This is a genomic window from Streptomyces sp. NPDC023481, assembly GCF_055560195.1.
Window position 1 is genome coordinate 93,702 of the sequence record NZ_JBVHJE010000021.1, and the last position, 12,816, is coordinate 106,517.

The 12,816-nt window shown below is 69.2% G+C and carries 16 protein-coding genes; 9 read left to right on the forward strand and 7 right to left on the reverse strand.

What is annotated here, in order from left to right; genetic code table 11:
* Window positions 1-39: 39 nt before the first annotated feature.
* From ACZ3ZD_RS32770 to ACZ3ZD_RS32780, 3 genes are read right to left on the reverse strand one after another with little or no spacing between them, the layout of a single operon-like run.
* Window positions 40-417: an RRQRL motif-containing zinc-binding protein gene (locus ACZ3ZD_RS32770; protein ID WP_467405499.1), complete on the reverse strand. Its 378-nt coding sequence runs from the start codon at window positions 415-417 to the stop codon at window positions 40-42.
* Window positions 417-746, reverse strand: coding sequence for a hypothetical protein (locus tag ACZ3ZD_RS32775; protein WP_467405501.1), 330 nt, complete (start codon window positions 744-746; stop codon window positions 417-419). The genes ACZ3ZD_RS32770 and ACZ3ZD_RS32775 overlap by 1 nt, the downstream gene beginning before the upstream one ends.
* Window positions 743-1,036 carry a hypothetical protein gene (locus tag ACZ3ZD_RS32780; protein WP_467405505.1) on the reverse strand — a complete coding sequence of 98 codons (294 nt, stop codon included), beginning with the start codon at window positions 1,034-1,036 and terminating at the stop codon, window positions 743-745. The genes ACZ3ZD_RS32775 and ACZ3ZD_RS32780 overlap by 4 nt, the downstream gene beginning before the upstream one ends.
* 746 nt (window positions 1,037-1,782) lie before the next feature.
* Between ACZ3ZD_RS32780 and ACZ3ZD_RS32785 the strand changes: the two genes are divergently transcribed.
* Complete coding sequence (locus ACZ3ZD_RS32785; protein WP_467405506.1) at window positions 1,783-2,499, forward strand: XRE family transcriptional regulator; 717 nt, start codon at window positions 1,783-1,785, stop codon at window positions 2,497-2,499.
* A 2-nt stretch (window positions 2,500-2,501) separates the two neighbouring features.
* Entirely contained in the window at window positions 2,502-2,975 is a 474-nt protein-coding gene (locus ACZ3ZD_RS32790) for an NUDIX domain-containing protein (RefSeq protein WP_467405508.1), read from the forward strand.
* Here the strand turns inward: ACZ3ZD_RS32790 and ACZ3ZD_RS32795 are convergent.
* The 3 genes from ACZ3ZD_RS32795 to ACZ3ZD_RS32805 form a co-directional block, all read right to left on the reverse strand.
* The gene (locus ACZ3ZD_RS32795) at window positions 2,963-3,529 is read right to left on the reverse strand and encodes an HD domain-containing protein (RefSeq protein WP_467405510.1); all 567 of its coding nucleotides are present in this window, start codon (window positions 3,527-3,529) and stop codon (window positions 2,963-2,965) included. The genes ACZ3ZD_RS32790 and ACZ3ZD_RS32795 overlap by 13 nt on opposite strands.
* Before the next feature lies 1 nt (window position 3,530).
* Window positions 3,531-3,992 (reverse strand): GntR family transcriptional regulator, encoded by a 462-nt coding sequence (locus tag ACZ3ZD_RS32800; protein WP_467405513.1) that lies wholly within the window; start codon window positions 3,990-3,992, stop codon window positions 3,531-3,533.
* A 126-nt stretch (window positions 3,993-4,118) separates the two neighbouring features.
* Entirely contained in the window at window positions 4,119-4,910 is a 792-nt protein-coding gene (locus ACZ3ZD_RS32805; protein ID WP_467405516.1) for a hypothetical protein, read from the reverse strand.
* A 425-nt stretch (window positions 4,911-5,335) separates the two neighbouring features.
* On the opposite strand from ACZ3ZD_RS32805, the gene ACZ3ZD_RS32810 reads away from it, so the two are divergent.
* The 4 genes from ACZ3ZD_RS32810 (at window position 5,336) to ACZ3ZD_RS32825 (ending at window position 8,133) form a co-directional block, all read left to right on the forward strand.
* On the forward strand, window positions 5,336-5,515 hold the full coding sequence (locus ACZ3ZD_RS32810) for a hypothetical protein (protein WP_014673639.1): 180 nt from the start codon (window positions 5,336-5,338) through the stop codon (window positions 5,513-5,515).
* Between the two features lie 8 nt (window positions 5,516-5,523).
* Window positions 5,524-5,826 carry a Dabb family protein gene (locus tag ACZ3ZD_RS32815; RefSeq protein WP_467405521.1) on the forward strand — a complete coding sequence of 101 codons (303 nt, stop codon included), beginning with the start codon at window positions 5,524-5,526 and terminating at the stop codon, window positions 5,824-5,826.
* A 184-nt stretch (window positions 5,827-6,010) separates the two neighbouring features.
* Window positions 6,011-6,856 carry an RNA polymerase sigma factor SigF gene (locus ACZ3ZD_RS32820; protein WP_467405691.1) on the forward strand — a complete coding sequence of 282 codons (846 nt, stop codon included), beginning with the start codon at window positions 6,011-6,013 and terminating at the stop codon, window positions 6,854-6,856.
* 335 nt (window positions 6,857-7,191) lie between these two features.
* On the forward strand, window positions 7,192-8,133 hold the full coding sequence (locus ACZ3ZD_RS32825) for an RNA polymerase sigma factor SigF (RefSeq protein ID WP_467405524.1): 942 nt from the start codon (window positions 7,192-7,194) through the stop codon (window positions 8,131-8,133).
* Window positions 8,134-8,390: 257 nt separating this feature from the next.
* On the opposite strand, the gene ACZ3ZD_RS32830 is transcribed toward ACZ3ZD_RS32825, so the two are convergent.
* Window positions 8,391-8,585 (reverse strand): hypothetical protein, encoded by a 195-nt coding sequence (locus ACZ3ZD_RS32830; protein ID WP_467405528.1) that lies wholly within the window; start codon window positions 8,583-8,585, stop codon window positions 8,391-8,393.
* 204 nt (window positions 8,586-8,789) lie between these two features.
* Between ACZ3ZD_RS32830 and ACZ3ZD_RS32835 the strand changes: the two genes are divergently transcribed.
* From ACZ3ZD_RS32835 to ACZ3ZD_RS32845, 3 genes are all read left to right on the forward strand, one after another.
* Window positions 8,790-9,284: a MarR family winged helix-turn-helix transcriptional regulator gene (locus ACZ3ZD_RS32835; protein WP_467405530.1), complete on the forward strand. Its 495-nt coding sequence runs from the start codon at window positions 8,790-8,792 to the stop codon at window positions 9,282-9,284.
* Between the two features lie 85 nt (window positions 9,285-9,369).
* On the forward strand, window positions 9,370-11,844 hold the full coding sequence (locus ACZ3ZD_RS32840; protein WP_467405694.1) for an MFS transporter: 2,475 nt from the start codon (window positions 9,370-9,372) through the stop codon (window positions 11,842-11,844).
* A 105-nt stretch (window positions 11,845-11,949) separates the two neighbouring features.
* Window positions 11,950-12,771 (forward strand): YceI family protein, encoded by an 822-nt coding sequence (locus ACZ3ZD_RS32845; RefSeq protein WP_467405533.1) that lies wholly within the window; start codon window positions 11,950-11,952, stop codon window positions 12,769-12,771.
* Window positions 12,772-12,816: the final 45 nt, after the last annotated feature.

The following is a 12,816-nucleotide window of genomic DNA, read 5'->3' on the forward strand; positions in this document are numbered from 1 at the left end:
TGTCTCCTTGTCGGGAGGCTGACCGCCTGACCGGGCCGGTCAGGCGGCGCGCTGGTCGTCGGGGTAGGCGCAGGGCACGCACACCCCAAGGGATGCGGGGATGACGTAGCCGGCGTCCGTGCGGCACTGCGGGCAGGTCCGGCGGGCGCGCATCGCGCTCTCCAGCGCCCGGCGCTTCGCGTCCGTCATCGCTCGGACCGGCTTGGCTTGGTCGAGCCGGTACAGGTAGGCGACCAGCGGCCCGCGCCGGTGGCGGGGGCGGAGGATCTGCGCGGCGACCGGCTGGCCGCCGGGGCGCAGGCCACGGGCCCGTAACTGCCGCCGGGTGGCCAGCCCGTCCGGCGCGCAGCGCCACGGGTAGGTGGGGATGCCGTGCCGGGCGCCGGTGGGGTCGAAGCATTTGCCCAGCGCCGCCATCAGGCCGCTGCTCCGACGAGTGCGGGGGCGGGCACGTCGGCGTAGGCGACCAGCTTCACCGTGGCGCCGGCGTACTGGCCGAACGCGAGCAGGACGCGCGTGCGGCCACCGCTTTGCGTGCTGTGCGTCACGGCGTCCGGGGCGATGTCCAGCGCGTCACGCCACGCCTCGAAGTCGGCCAGGTCGCCGTGGAAGGACAACTCCAGCCGGTCCGGCCAGATGGTGGTGACCCCGACGGTCGGGGCTGCGAGGTGCCCGAAGTCCGCAGCGAGCAGACGCAGCGCCCGCAGCGGCACGGCCAAGTCGTCCAGCGCCAGGCCCTCGTTCATGCCGCGACTCCCTTGCGGAGCACGCGGCGGCGGGCGGGGCGGACCAGCGGGACGACGTTGAACAGGTCCGGGTGGTCCTCGACGACCCGCGCGGCCAGGCGGATCAGGTCGTCGGGCAGGTCGCTGAACTCGGGGTCGGAGAGGATGTCGCGCGCCGCGTCCAGGCGGGCCGCGCGCTCCTCGTCGCTCTCTCCCTCCGCCCCGAGCCACAGCTCAAGGGGGGTGCCGAGCGCCAGTTCCGCGAACTCCGCGGTGGTGACGGCCTCACGGCCGGCAACGATGTACTTCATGGAGGTTTCTCCTCACAGTGGATCGGCTGTCCGCGCCCGGAGGTACCTCTACGCAGCGCGTGCCGTGGGGAAGGAACCGCACCGCAAGCGGCACGGGTAGGACCCTCATCAAACGGGCAGGCCGCCGACGCGTGGCCGGCGTCCTGCCCGCATGACGAGTGACGGGAGCTCCCGTCACTGTCGTCTCGCGGCTCCGTACGCGCCTTGCTCCGCCTCCTCTTGGACGGCGCGCGGTCACCGCGCCACTCAGTCGTCACTCGCTGAGTGGATGCTCCCTGGATGCCATGGGCTGGGTGCGGCCCAATCACCGGGATCCCTGCCGATCCGGTCCCTGGGTCCACGCCCGAGGGTCAGACCAACGGCTTAGCCGATGACACCGATCGATCCGTGAAGACGACGGACTTTTACGTCTCCCCTGCCGCCCAGACCGCGTGTAAGCGGATCCGGCGGGACCAAGCTGCGCATGCGGCAGGAAGCCGCTTTCCGACCGAGTTCTTGCGCTCGGTCGTTGCAGTACCTGTTTTACAGGTACTGCATGGGGGTCCGTCAAGCATGTCGACGGAACCCCTCGGTTTTGCGCCGGGACTTCTTGGCGCTCAATCAGGATCGATGCAGGTCAGGGGAGTTGGGCACCTCACCCATGGACAGCTCCGGGACTTCTGGCTACGGTCAGGAAGTCCCTAGAAGTCCCAACGGGGGTGCAGATGTCGAACGAGCGCTTACGGTCCGCCCTCCTAGCCCGCGGCATGACGTTGCAGAGCCTCGCTGAAGCGATCGAGGTCAACCCGAAGACGGTCGAGCGCTGGATCACGCAGGGAAAGGTGCCGTACAGGCGCCACCAGTACGCGACGGCCGCAGCGCTTCAGGTCGACGTGACGACTCTGTGGGATGACGGACGCAACGTCGAGAGCGCGGCGGACCTGACCAAAGCGGAGATTGTCGCTGTCTACCCGCATCGGCACACGGTCCCGCCCGGTCTCTGGCGTGACCTCTACGCGCGAGCGGAGAGGAACGTAGACGTTCTCGTCTACTCGGGGCTCTTCCTGTCGGAGGATCCCCTGTTCCACGATCTCCTGAAGAAGAAGGTGGAAGGGGCTGCGCAGGTCCGCATCCTGCTCGGAGACCCGAACTGTGAAGCTGTCCGGCAGCGTGGCATCGATGAGGGGCACCGGATCATGAATGGCAAGATCCGGAACGCGTTGGTGAACTATCGGCCCCTGTTCCGGAGCCACCCTGAAATCAGCTTTCGGCTGCACGCGACCACGCTCTACAACTCCATATACCGGGCTGATGAGGAAATGCTCGTGAATCCCCACGTCTACGGCATTGGCGCCTACATGGCACCCGTCTTCCACCTGCGCCGCATGCCCGGTGGCGGTCTGTTCGACACTTACGCGAATAGCATCGAACAGACCTGGGGAGGCGCCCGCCAGGTCACGGACCAAGACATCACAGGAGCCTGAGCATGGGACGCATTGACTACCTGCACGACCCCGACGCTCCGCCGGCCAACTCGGTCGTGCCGTCTGTCGTCGCGTTCGTCCAGAACGACTCGGGCCAGGTGCTGATGATCCAGCGCTCCGACAACGGCCGCTGGGCACTGCCCGGCGGCGGCCACGACGTGGGTGAATCGATCAGTGACACGGTCGTGCGGGAGGTCTGGGAAGAGACCGGGATCAAGGTGGAGGTGGCCGACGTGACCGGGCTCTACACGGACCCCGGCCACGTGATGAAGTACGACGACGGCGAGGTGCGGCAGCAGTTCAGCATCTGCTTCCGTGCCCGGCCGGTCGGGGGCGAACTCCGTACTAGCAACGAGACGACTCAGGTCCGCTGGGTCGACCCCGCGGACCTGGCGACGCTGGACGTGCACCCCACCATGCGGCTCCGGATCGAGCACGCCATGGACCAGGCACGCACCGCTCCCTACATCGGCTGACGCTTGGCCGCGGCTACCTGATCGAGCACGCGGGACGTGCACGCGAGGATCTCGGGTTCGGCCCGGCGGATGAACTGCCCGATCAGGCTGTCCGGCCCGTACCGTCCCGTGATCTCGTTGATCCGGTCGATTGGATTCGTCGGCGTGCCGTCGGGTGTGGTGTTCATGTCGCAGTAGCAGAGCGCGTCGTTCAGGTGCTCTCGTTCGCGCGGGAACTCCCCCTCCAGCTCCTCGCGCATACCGCGTGCTTCGGCCTCCATCCAGGCACAGGAGTGGTGGGCGACCAGGTTGATGACCCGTTCGTCCGCGCCGGCCACGTCCCGGAGGTAGCGTGCGCCGTCCAGCGGGTGAAAGCCCGTCTTGGCCAGGTCCGGTGCGTAGCCGATGTCATGCAGAACCGCAGCGGCCTCCAGCAGATCCGCGTCCTGGTCGAGGATGAGCGCGACTGTACGCGCCCTCTCGGCGACTCCCAGGCAGTGCTTCCACCGTCGCGGCAACGGCTCGGCGAGCAGGGACTCAGCCAGGGGATAGGCCCACTCCGTCAACTTCGGCAAGCTACGAACGCTCCTCTCGCGTCGGCACGGCGCGGACCGTCCGCACCCTGCCCTGTCCTCCCCCCGCCAGCAGACCGGCGGCTTCCAGCTTCTCCAGCGCCTTGGTCACCGTGGGACGCGAGACCCCGAACCGCTCCGCAAGCACCGAAGCACTCGGGAAGGCTTCCCCCACTTCCAGCCCATCAGCCGTGATGACATCCGCGATCCGCTGATGGAGCGGACGCCGGTCGACTCGCACCCCCGAGCGGACGACGCGCCACCGCTCGCCCGGCGCGGGTTCGGCGACGCCTTCCTGCTTCAGCACGCCGAACGCACGGACAGCCACGCCGCGCGAGACCTTGTAATCGCGCACGACGTCGGTCAGTGACGGCAGAACCGTCATGTCCGGGTCCCCCTCGATCCGCGTCTTCAGCGCGTCAGCGATCTTCAAGAAGGTTCCCCGAGGGTTGGTCTGCTGCGACACCCGCTCTCCCTCTCCGCTCGCTCGTCGATGTCCTCCAGGCTCCCACGACTCGTGACCTGCGCCGAGAGAGGCGACAGCGGCCGGTAAGAGTGAGTCGACTCCTGATGGCGCCACCGCATCTGGTGACTAGAGCATGTGGCGAGCTTGTTCGATTGCATGACTGCCCTGTTCGATCACGGCGTGTGCCTCTGTCCCGAACTGGTGGATACCTCGGGCAACGTCGATAGCCGTTTTGACTGCGCCCAGGAAGGCCGTGAGTCGCTCCGACAGGCCTCGCTTCCCCACATCCTGCATCGCTTCGCGGTTACGTGTGACAGCCCCAAGGAAGGCGTCAAAGCTCTCCTCGACGGGAGCGGCCCCAGTAATGCGGATGAGGTCAAGGGCCTGAAGCAGGCGATGGAGGTGATGCAACAGGAGAAGCTTGGCCGCACTCTCCAGGCTGGAAGCTCGGATTTCATCCATGAGCGCAGTCACGGATTGGATCAGACGGTCAATTTCCTCGCGCGGGATGACGGGCTCAGGGCTGAGGCGGTGCAGGCGGCGCGAGCAAGTACCGAGGGACTGCACAGCAGCACTGTTGGGGACATCACCTCCGGTGGCGAAGACTTGAGATGCCTGGCCAAGAGTGTTGTTCCGGTTGGTGACGCTGGTCAGAAATGCCTCCACCTTGTCCAAGTGCTCGACAAGGTGCTCCTTCTCTTCTTCGTCTTCATCGAGCGCTTCCACGGCGGCCCGGATCTCCGCCGGTAGCTCCAGCAGACGTGTCATGGCCCTGAGCGCTTCCGGCGAGGACGGGGAAGCTGTCGGGACGAGAAGCCTCGTCACTGCGTCCCATGCCCCGTGGTTCGGGGGGGTTTGATGCAACTCTATGAGCAGCGTCCGCAGGCGGCCGGCTGGGTTGTCCTCATACTCAGGCATGGTGCGAGAGTAGCGGGACCCCCTGACAGAGCTGAGGCCTTGGGGAAAGCCTCTGACGTGCATGCACTCGGCGATTCCGCTCCGGTGGGCCGTCTCAGTTTCCGTCTCATTCACACCCGTCCGGCACCGTTCGCGACCGTCCCCTCCCTCACCTGGCGGACACCCGTGAACGGCCCTGAACGGTGTCGGATCACGCTCTGACCAGCACGAACAGACCTCGAAAGCGAGTGTGGCGCAAGTCACCGAGGGTTCAAATCCCTCCGCTACCGCTCGTAGAGAGGCCCCGCCGTCCGGTGGGGCCTTTCGCGTGTTCCGGACGCAACGCGCGCGCCCCGGCAGGCTGTTGGCCGTGCGCGAAGGCCCGAAGGTTACACTCGCGGCCGGCAGGCAGGGGCCCGAGAGGCACTGGCACAGGGGAGGCCGCAGTGGCGGTGAACGCCAAGAAGATCGCCGTGTACGTGCTCGTGGTCTTCGCGCTGTACGTGATCATCACGGACCCGGCCAAGGCGGCCGACTACGTCCAGATAGGCTTCGAGGGCATTTCGGACGCGGCCAAGGCCGTCGGCGACTTCATGACCTGGGTCGCCCACGGAGGAAAGAGCTGAGGTATCCCATGATCCGCCACCTGGTGCTGTTCAGGCTCAACGAGGGTGTCGAGCGCGACGATCCGCGGGTCGTGGCGGGCGTGGAGGTCTTCCGGGCGCTCGGCGGCCGGATCGAGGAACTGCGCTTCTGGGAGTGCGGCTGGAACATCAGCGACCGTCCCATCGCCTACGACTTCGCGATCAACTCCGCCGTCGAGGACGCCGACGCCCTCAAGCGCTATCTGGAGCACCCGGCCCACCAGGAGGGCGTCGCGCTGTGGCGCGAGTTCGCCACCTGGGTGATCGCCGACTACGAGTTCGCCGGGCGGTAACCCCGCACCCGACGCTCGCGCACAGCCCCCCGCCCTCCTCGGCGGGGGGTTTTTCGTGCACTGCTTACCCACACCTGTCGCGGTTTGAAACCAACACGGGGTTACCAGGTGCTTGCACACAGTGCACATGTCTTGTGATGCTATGACCGCTTTTGACGGATGATTGACCGATGAAGAGGTGGCGTTGACCTTGTCGGCCAGTACTGCGCCGCCCCAGGAAGAGGCGCCCACTCCGGCCCCACCGGACCCGCCGGCCCCCGAGAAGCGCCGCGGCGCCGACACCCGGGCCCTGACCCAGGTCCTGTTCACCGAACTGAAGGAGCTGACCCCGGGCACGCCGGAGCACAACCGGGTGCGGGGGGCGCTGATCGAGGCGAATCTCCCGCTCGTGCGCTATGCCGCCGCCCGCTTCCGCTCCCGCAACGAGCCCATGGAGGACGTCGTCCAGGTCGGCACCATCGGCCTGATCAACGCCATCGACCGCTTCGACCCGGACCGGGGCGTGCAGTTCCCGACCTTCGCGATGCCCACCGTGGTCGGCGAGATCAAGCGGTACTTCCGGGACAACGTCCGCACCGTGCACGTCCCGCGCCGGCTGCACGAGCTGTGGGTGCAGGTCAACAGCGCCACCGAGGACCTGACCACGCTGCACGGCCGCACGCCGTCCACCGCCGAGATCGCCGAGCGGCTGCGGATCAGCGAGGAGGAGGTGCTCAGCTGCATCGAGGCGGGACGCTCGTACCACGCCACCTCGCTGGAGGCCGCCCAGGAGGGTGACGGCCTGCCCGGCCTGCTGGACCGGATCGGCTACGAGGACCCGGCCCTGGACGGCGTGGAACACCGCGACCTGGTCCGCCACCTCCTCGTCCAACTCCCGGAGAGGGAGCAGCGGATCCTTCTCCTGCGGTACTACAGCAATCTCACCCAGTCGCAGATCAGCGCGGAACTCGGCGTCTCCCAGATGCACGTCTCCCGACTGCTCGCCCGTAGCTTCCAGCGACTGCGCTCCGCAAACCGGATCGACGCCTAGCCGCAGCAGCGGCCGTGGCGGCCGATGCACAGCGGGCGCACGGAAGCACGGCTCGCGCGCCGTTGCATCGCAAACCCGATCGACCGTTCACCGGCGCGAGCGAATCGCCTCACCTGGGCAGTTGCGGCAGTTGGGGCCCGAAACACCGTCAGGCCTCTTGTTTGCAGGGCCTCTTCGGATCTCACGTGTCGACATGTCGGTACAGCGCGTTGCCGACATGTGACATTCTGCGGGAAGCGCGTTTGCCGTGGCTCCGGCTCCGGTATTCAGGTGAGGGCTGCGTTACTCGTCACGAGGGCGCCGCCGCGACCGTCCCGCGACCCAAAGGGGGTGGCATGTCCGCAGACCAGGGCAGCTCGAAGGTGCTGACGCCCACGCTGAGCGAGGCAGCGCCCAAGGAGCTCGACGCTCTCGACGTCCTCGACGGCTTCGAGGGTGTCACGGCCCTCGAAGCCGTGCCGTCCCCGGCCGCCGACCCGGCCGCCGAAGCTGTCCCGGCCGCGCCGGTCACGGCGAACCTCGACACCCGCACCCTGTCCCGCTCGCTCTTCCTGCGCCTGGCCGCGCTGGACGAGAACAGCCCCGAGCGGGCGTACGTCCGGGACACCCTGATCGAGCTGAACCTGCCGCTGGTGCGCTACGCGGCGGCCCGGTTCCGCTCGCGCAACGAGCCGATGGAGGACATCGTCCAGGTCGGCACCATCGGCCTGATCAAGGCGATCGACCGGTTCGACTGCGAACGGGGCGTGGAGTTCCCGACGTTCGCGATGCCGACGGTCGTGGGCGAGATCAAGCGGTTCTTCCGCGACACCTCGTGGTCGGTACGGGTCCCGCGCCGGCTCCAGGAGCTGCGGCTGGCGCTCACCAAGGCCAGCGACGAGCTGTCGCAGAAGCTGGACCGCTCGCCGACGGTGACCGAGCTGGCCGCCGTGCTCGGCGTCTCCGAGGAGGACGTGGTCGACGGCCTCGCGGTCGGCAACGCCTACACGGCCTCGTCCCTCGACTCCCCGGCCCCCGAGGACGACGGCGGCGAGGGCTCCCTGGCCGACCGGCTCGGCTACGAGGACACGGCCCTGGAGGGCGTGGAGTACCGCGAGTCCCTCAAGCCCCTGCTGGCCAAACTCCCGCCCCGGGAGCGGCGGATCATCATGCTGCGCTTCTTCGCCAACATGACCCAGTCGCAGATCGGCGAGGAGGTCGGCATCTCCCAGATGCACGTCTCCCGCCTGCTGACCCGGACCCTGGCCCAGCTGAGGGACGGCCTGATCTCGGACTGATCCCCGCGACCGCGACAGGGACCCCTCCCGGCTGACCGCTCCCCGGGACTCTCCGCACGACGACATGGACGCATGGCCGCCGAGACGCCGTTACGGCAGTGTCGGCGGCCGTCGTCTGTCCGGACGCGGGGTCGGTGTGTGCGGGGGCTGTCGTCCGGGCCCGGTGTCAGTGGTGTGCGGGGGCCGACGGGGAGGCGTACGGCACCCCGTCGAGACGCGGCGCGTGTCCGGCGTGGCGGAGTGGGACCTGGGGGTTGTTACTTCATCGCCAGCCAGGCGACGCCGGCCACCACGGCGAGGGCGACGATGACGCCGATGATCAGGCCGACCCGGGGGCCGGAGGAGGCCGCCTGCTGCTGGCGGGCCTGGGGGGCCTCGTCGACGAAGGCGCGGAACATCTGGGTGTTGCCTGCGGGGTCGTAATTGCCCTGGGGGCCCTGGGTGTTAGCCATGCCCCGAGACCCTAGCGAATCCCGGGGACCGGCCCAAGTGCGGGGCCACCGGGACAGACGGGGGCATGCCAGCCACGGTCACCTGCATCTTTACGCCAGCAATGCTTGTCTTTGCCAAGTTTTTGCGCAGCCCACCCCCGACTTGTTTGCCTGCAGCAACCAAACACGCTTATGGTTGCCCTAAGCAACGATACGGGAGGTGTGATGGCCGAGCAGGCGCAGTTCGAAGAGCTGGCGCGTCAGCTCAGCGCCGTCGGCGCCGTGAAACGGGACATGGGGCGGATCCTGCCCCCCGACTGTCCGGCCGGCTCGGCCGCCGTGCTGACCCTGGTCGGCCGCCACGGCGACATGCGCATGAGCAAGCTCGCCGAGCTGCTCGCCGTGGACATGTCGGTCACCAGCCGGCATGTCGCCCACGTCGCCGCACGCGGCTGGATCGAGCGGCACCCGGACCCCGCGGACAAGCGCTCGCGCATCCTGCGCCTGACGCCCACGGGCCTGGCGCAGCTCGACGAGCTGTCCCGGCGGACCACGCACCTGCTCGCCGAGCGGCTGGCGGACTGGGCCGACGAGGACGTCGCCGAGCTGATCCGGCTGATGACGCGGCTGCGCGCGTCCTTCGGCGACTGCCGGTCCGCCCCCCTCCGGCTGCCCGACCCCGTATCGCAAGAGACCACCCGTACACCCGCAAACACGTAAGAGAAGGAAGCCCATGGCAACGACCACACCAGCCGGTGTGCGGGCTCACGCCAAGCACGGGGGAGGCTCCCACGGCGACGCCCCGATGACGCACCGGCAGATCATGGAGGCCCTGTCCGGGCTGCTGCTCGGCATGTTCGTGGCGATCCTGTCGTCCACGATCGTCTCCAACGCCCTGCCGCACATCATCGGGGACCTCGGCGGCGGCCAGTCCGCCTACACCTGGGTGGTCACGGCCGCCCTGCTGTCGATGACCGCGGCCACTCCCCTGTGGGGCAAGCTCGCCGACCTGTACAGCAAGAAGGCTCTCGTCCAGATAGCCCTGATCATCTACGTGGTCGCCTCGATGGCGGCCGGCCTGTCCCAGAACCCCGGCATGCTCATCACCTTCCGGGTGTTCCAGGGCATCGGCGTCGGCGGTCTGTCCGCCCTGGCGCAGATCGTCATGGCGGCGATGATCTCCCCGCGCGAGCGCGGCCGGTACTCCGGCTACCTGGGTGCCACCTTCGCCGTCGCCACCGTCGGCGGCCCGCTGCTCGGCGGTGTCATCACCGACACCTCCTGGCTGGGCTGGCGCTGGTGCTTCTACGTCGGCGTCCCCTTCGCGGTCATCGCGCTGATCGTGCTGCAGAAGACCCTGCACCTGCCCGTGGTCAAGCGGGAGGTCAAGGTCGACTGGGGTGGCGCGACCCTCATCGCCGCCGCCGTGTCCCTGCTGCTGATCTGGGTCACCTTCGCCGGTGACAAGTACGACTGGCTGTCCTGGCAGACCTACGCGATGATCGGCGGTGCGATCGTCCTCGGCGCGCTGTTCGTGCTCGTCGAGTCCAGGGCGAGCGAGCCGATCATCCCGCTGCGCCTGTTCCGCAACCGCACGATCACGCTGGCGTCGCTCGCCTCGCTGTTCGTCGGCATCGCGATGTTCACCGGCACCGTGTTCTTCAGCCAGTACTTCCAGCTGGCCCGCGACAAGTCCCCGACCATGTCGGGCGTCATGACCATCCCGATGATCGGTGGTCTGTTCGTCTCCTCGACCGTCTCCGGCCAGTTCATCACCCGCACCGGCCGCTGGAAGGCGTGGCTGGTCAGCGGTGGCGTCCTGGTCACGGCCGGCCTGGTACTGCTCGGCGGCATCCGGTACGACACCGACTACTGGAAGATGGCCATCTTCATGGCCCTGCTGGGTCTCGGCATCGGCATGATGATGCAGAACCTGGTGCTCGCCACGCAGAACCAGGTGGCGCCCTCCGACCTCGGCTCGGCCAGCTCCACGGTCACCTTCTTCCGCTCCCTCGGCGGTGCGGTCGGCGTCTCCGCGCTGGGTGCCGTGATGTCCCGCCGGATCACGCACTACGTCCAGGACGGCGTCGCCGACCTCAGCCCGAAGTACCAGAAGGCCCTGGCCGGCAGCTCCGGTTCGACCGACACCATCCCGGACATGAACGCGCTGCCGAAGCCCATCCGGACGCTGATGGAGAGCGCCTACGGCCACGGCATCGCCGACGTCTTCCTCATCGCGGGCTGCCTCGCCGCCCTCGCGTTCCTGATCACGCTGTTCATCAAGGAGGTCCCGTTGCGGACCAAGGGCGCGCTCGCCCAGGCCGCCGAGGGCCAGGCCCCGGCCGAGGACCCGGCTCCGGCCGCCGTCGAGACGGTCACCGAGGCCCCGGCCCCGGAGCGGGTGCCCGGCTGGGCCGCCCCCGTCGTCGGCGAGAGCGGCACCACGGCCGCCATGGCCACCGCGGTCACGCAGCAGAGCGCCGTCGCCACGATCGCCGAGCCCGGCACCCCGGGCGGCGGTGGCACTCCGGTGCACGGCTTCGTCCGCGGCGCCGAGAGCGCCCCGGTCCCGCAGGCCGCGATCACCCTGATCTCGCTGTCCGGCCGCCAGCTGGGCCGCTCGGTCGCCCAGGGCGACGGCTCCTACGCCCTCCACGCCCCCGGCACCGGCTCGTACGTCCTGATCGCCTCCGCCGACGGCTACCAGCCGCAGGCCTCCACCATCGTGGTGGGCGAGGACCCGCTGTCGTACGACATCCTGCTCAGCGGGACCAGCGGGCTGACCGGTGTCGTCCGGGCCGCCGGGAGCGCGCTGCCGGTCAAGGACGCCATGGTCATCGTCACCGATGTGCGCGGCGACCTGCTGGCCACCGCCGCCACCGGTGAGCAGGGCGAGTTCGCCCTCACCGAGCTGGTGCCCGGCACGGTGACCGTCGCGGTCAACGCGAGCGGCTTCCGGCCGCGCGCCCTGCCGGTCGAGGTCGGCGCCACCGGCGTCACCCGGGTCGAGGTCGACCTGGACGCCGGCGCCCGGCTCCAGGGGGTCGTCCGGGCCCCGCACGGCCCGCTGGCCGACGCCCGGGTGACCCTGGTCGACCAGGCGGGCAACGTGGCCGGCACCGCCACCACCGGTGCGGACGGCGCGTACGCCTTCACCGACCTGGACGGCGGCGAGTACACCGTCATCGCGACCGGCTACCCGCCGGTGGCCACCGCGCTGACCGTGTCCGGCCCCGGCGTCGACGGCCACGACATCGAACTCGCCCACCCCGGCGAGTAGTTCACACCCCGGCCCGTGGCGGCGCGCGCCTTGGACGAAGGGCGCGCCCGCCACGGGCCGGTCTCATACGACCAGTTGTAGAGCTTTGTGCAGGGAGAGAACGGGATGGGACTGACCGCGAAGATCCGTACGCGGGACGGGTGGGCCGTGTCGCACGCGGTCGTCACGGTGACCGACATGACCGGCACGCAGGTGCTGCGGGCCGAGACGGACGCCGAGGGAGCCGTACGGGACACCACCGAGCTGGCACCGGGCGCGTACACCGTGATCGTGACCGCCGTCGGCTACGCGCCGGCCGCGTCCAGCGCGATCGTCACCGCGAGCGGCCGGGCCGAGGTCGGCACGGTGACACTGGCCCGGCAGGGCGGCACCGAGCTGCCGCCGCCCGGCCCCTGGACCATCGACCCGGCGCACTCCTCCGTCGCCGCGGTCGCCCAGCACCTGGGGATCTCCAGCGTGCGCGGCCGGTTCACGGAGTTCGGCGGCACCGTCGAGATCGCGCCCGACGACGTCACCAAGTCCCGGGTGGCCGCGGTGATCCGGGCGGGCTCCATCGACACCGGCAACGGCATGCGCGACACGCATCTGCGGTCCGGCGACTTCCTCGACGTCGAACGGCACCCGGAGATCACCTACCACTCGACGGGACTGACCCAGGCCGGCTCCGACCGCTGGACGGTCCACGGCGAACTGTCCCTGCACGGGGTCGTACGACCGGTGGACCTGGACCTCGCCTACCTCGGCACCGGCGCCGACCCCTGGGGCGGCACCCGCGCCGCGTTCCGGGCCACCGCCGAACTGCACCGCGAGGACTTCGCGATGAACTACAACCAGGTCCTCCAGGCGGGCATCGCGGCCATCGGCACCACGCTGAAGGTGGAGCTGGACATCCAGGCGGTCCAGGGCGACTCGCTGCCCCAGGGTTAGCTCCCCGGGGGAGCGCCCGGACACCGGCACAGCAAAGCCGGCCAC

Bases quoted from the DNA above. Each gene is read 5' to 3' on its own strand.
- ACZ3ZD_RS32770 (WP_467405499.1), bottom strand. From the start codon at position 417: ATGGCGGCGCTGGGCAAATGCTTCGACCCCACCGGCGCCCGGCACGGC.
- ACZ3ZD_RS32775 (WP_467405501.1), bottom strand. From the start codon at position 746: ATGAACGAGGGCCTGGCGCTGGACGACTTGGCCGTGCCGCTGCGGGCG.
- ACZ3ZD_RS32780 (WP_467405505.1), bottom strand. From the start codon at position 1,036: ATGAAGTACATCGTTGCCGGCCGTGAGGCCGTCACCACCGCGGAGTTC.
- ACZ3ZD_RS32785 (WP_467405506.1), top strand. From the start codon at position 1,783: ATGACGTTGCAGAGCCTCGCTGAAGCGATCGAGGTCAACCCGAAGACG.
- ACZ3ZD_RS32790 (WP_467405508.1), top strand. From the start codon at position 2,502: ATGGGACGCATTGACTACCTGCACGACCCCGACGCTCCGCCGGCCAAC.
- ACZ3ZD_RS32805 (WP_467405516.1), bottom strand. From the start codon at position 4,910: ATGCCTGAGTATGAGGACAACCCAGCCGGCCGCCTGCGGACGCTGCTC.
- ACZ3ZD_RS32815 (WP_467405521.1), top strand. From the start codon at position 5,524: ATGATCCGCCACCTGGTGCTGTTCAGGCTCAACGAGGGTGTCGAGCGC.
- ACZ3ZD_RS32825 (WP_467405524.1), top strand. From the start codon at position 7,192: ATGTCCGCAGACCAGGGCAGCTCGAAGGTGCTGACGCCCACGCTGAGC.
- ACZ3ZD_RS32830 (WP_467405528.1), bottom strand. From the start codon at position 8,585: ATGGCTAACACCCAGGGCCCCCAGGGCAATTACGACCCCGCAGGCAAC.
- ACZ3ZD_RS32835 (WP_467405530.1), top strand. From the start codon at position 8,790: ATGGCCGAGCAGGCGCAGTTCGAAGAGCTGGCGCGTCAGCTCAGCGCC.
- ACZ3ZD_RS32840 (WP_467405694.1), top strand. From the start codon at position 9,370: ATGACGCACCGGCAGATCATGGAGGCCCTGTCCGGGCTGCTGCTCGGC.
- ACZ3ZD_RS32845 (WP_467405533.1), top strand. From the start codon at position 11,950: ATGGGACTGACCGCGAAGATCCGTACGCGGGACGGGTGGGCCGTGTCG.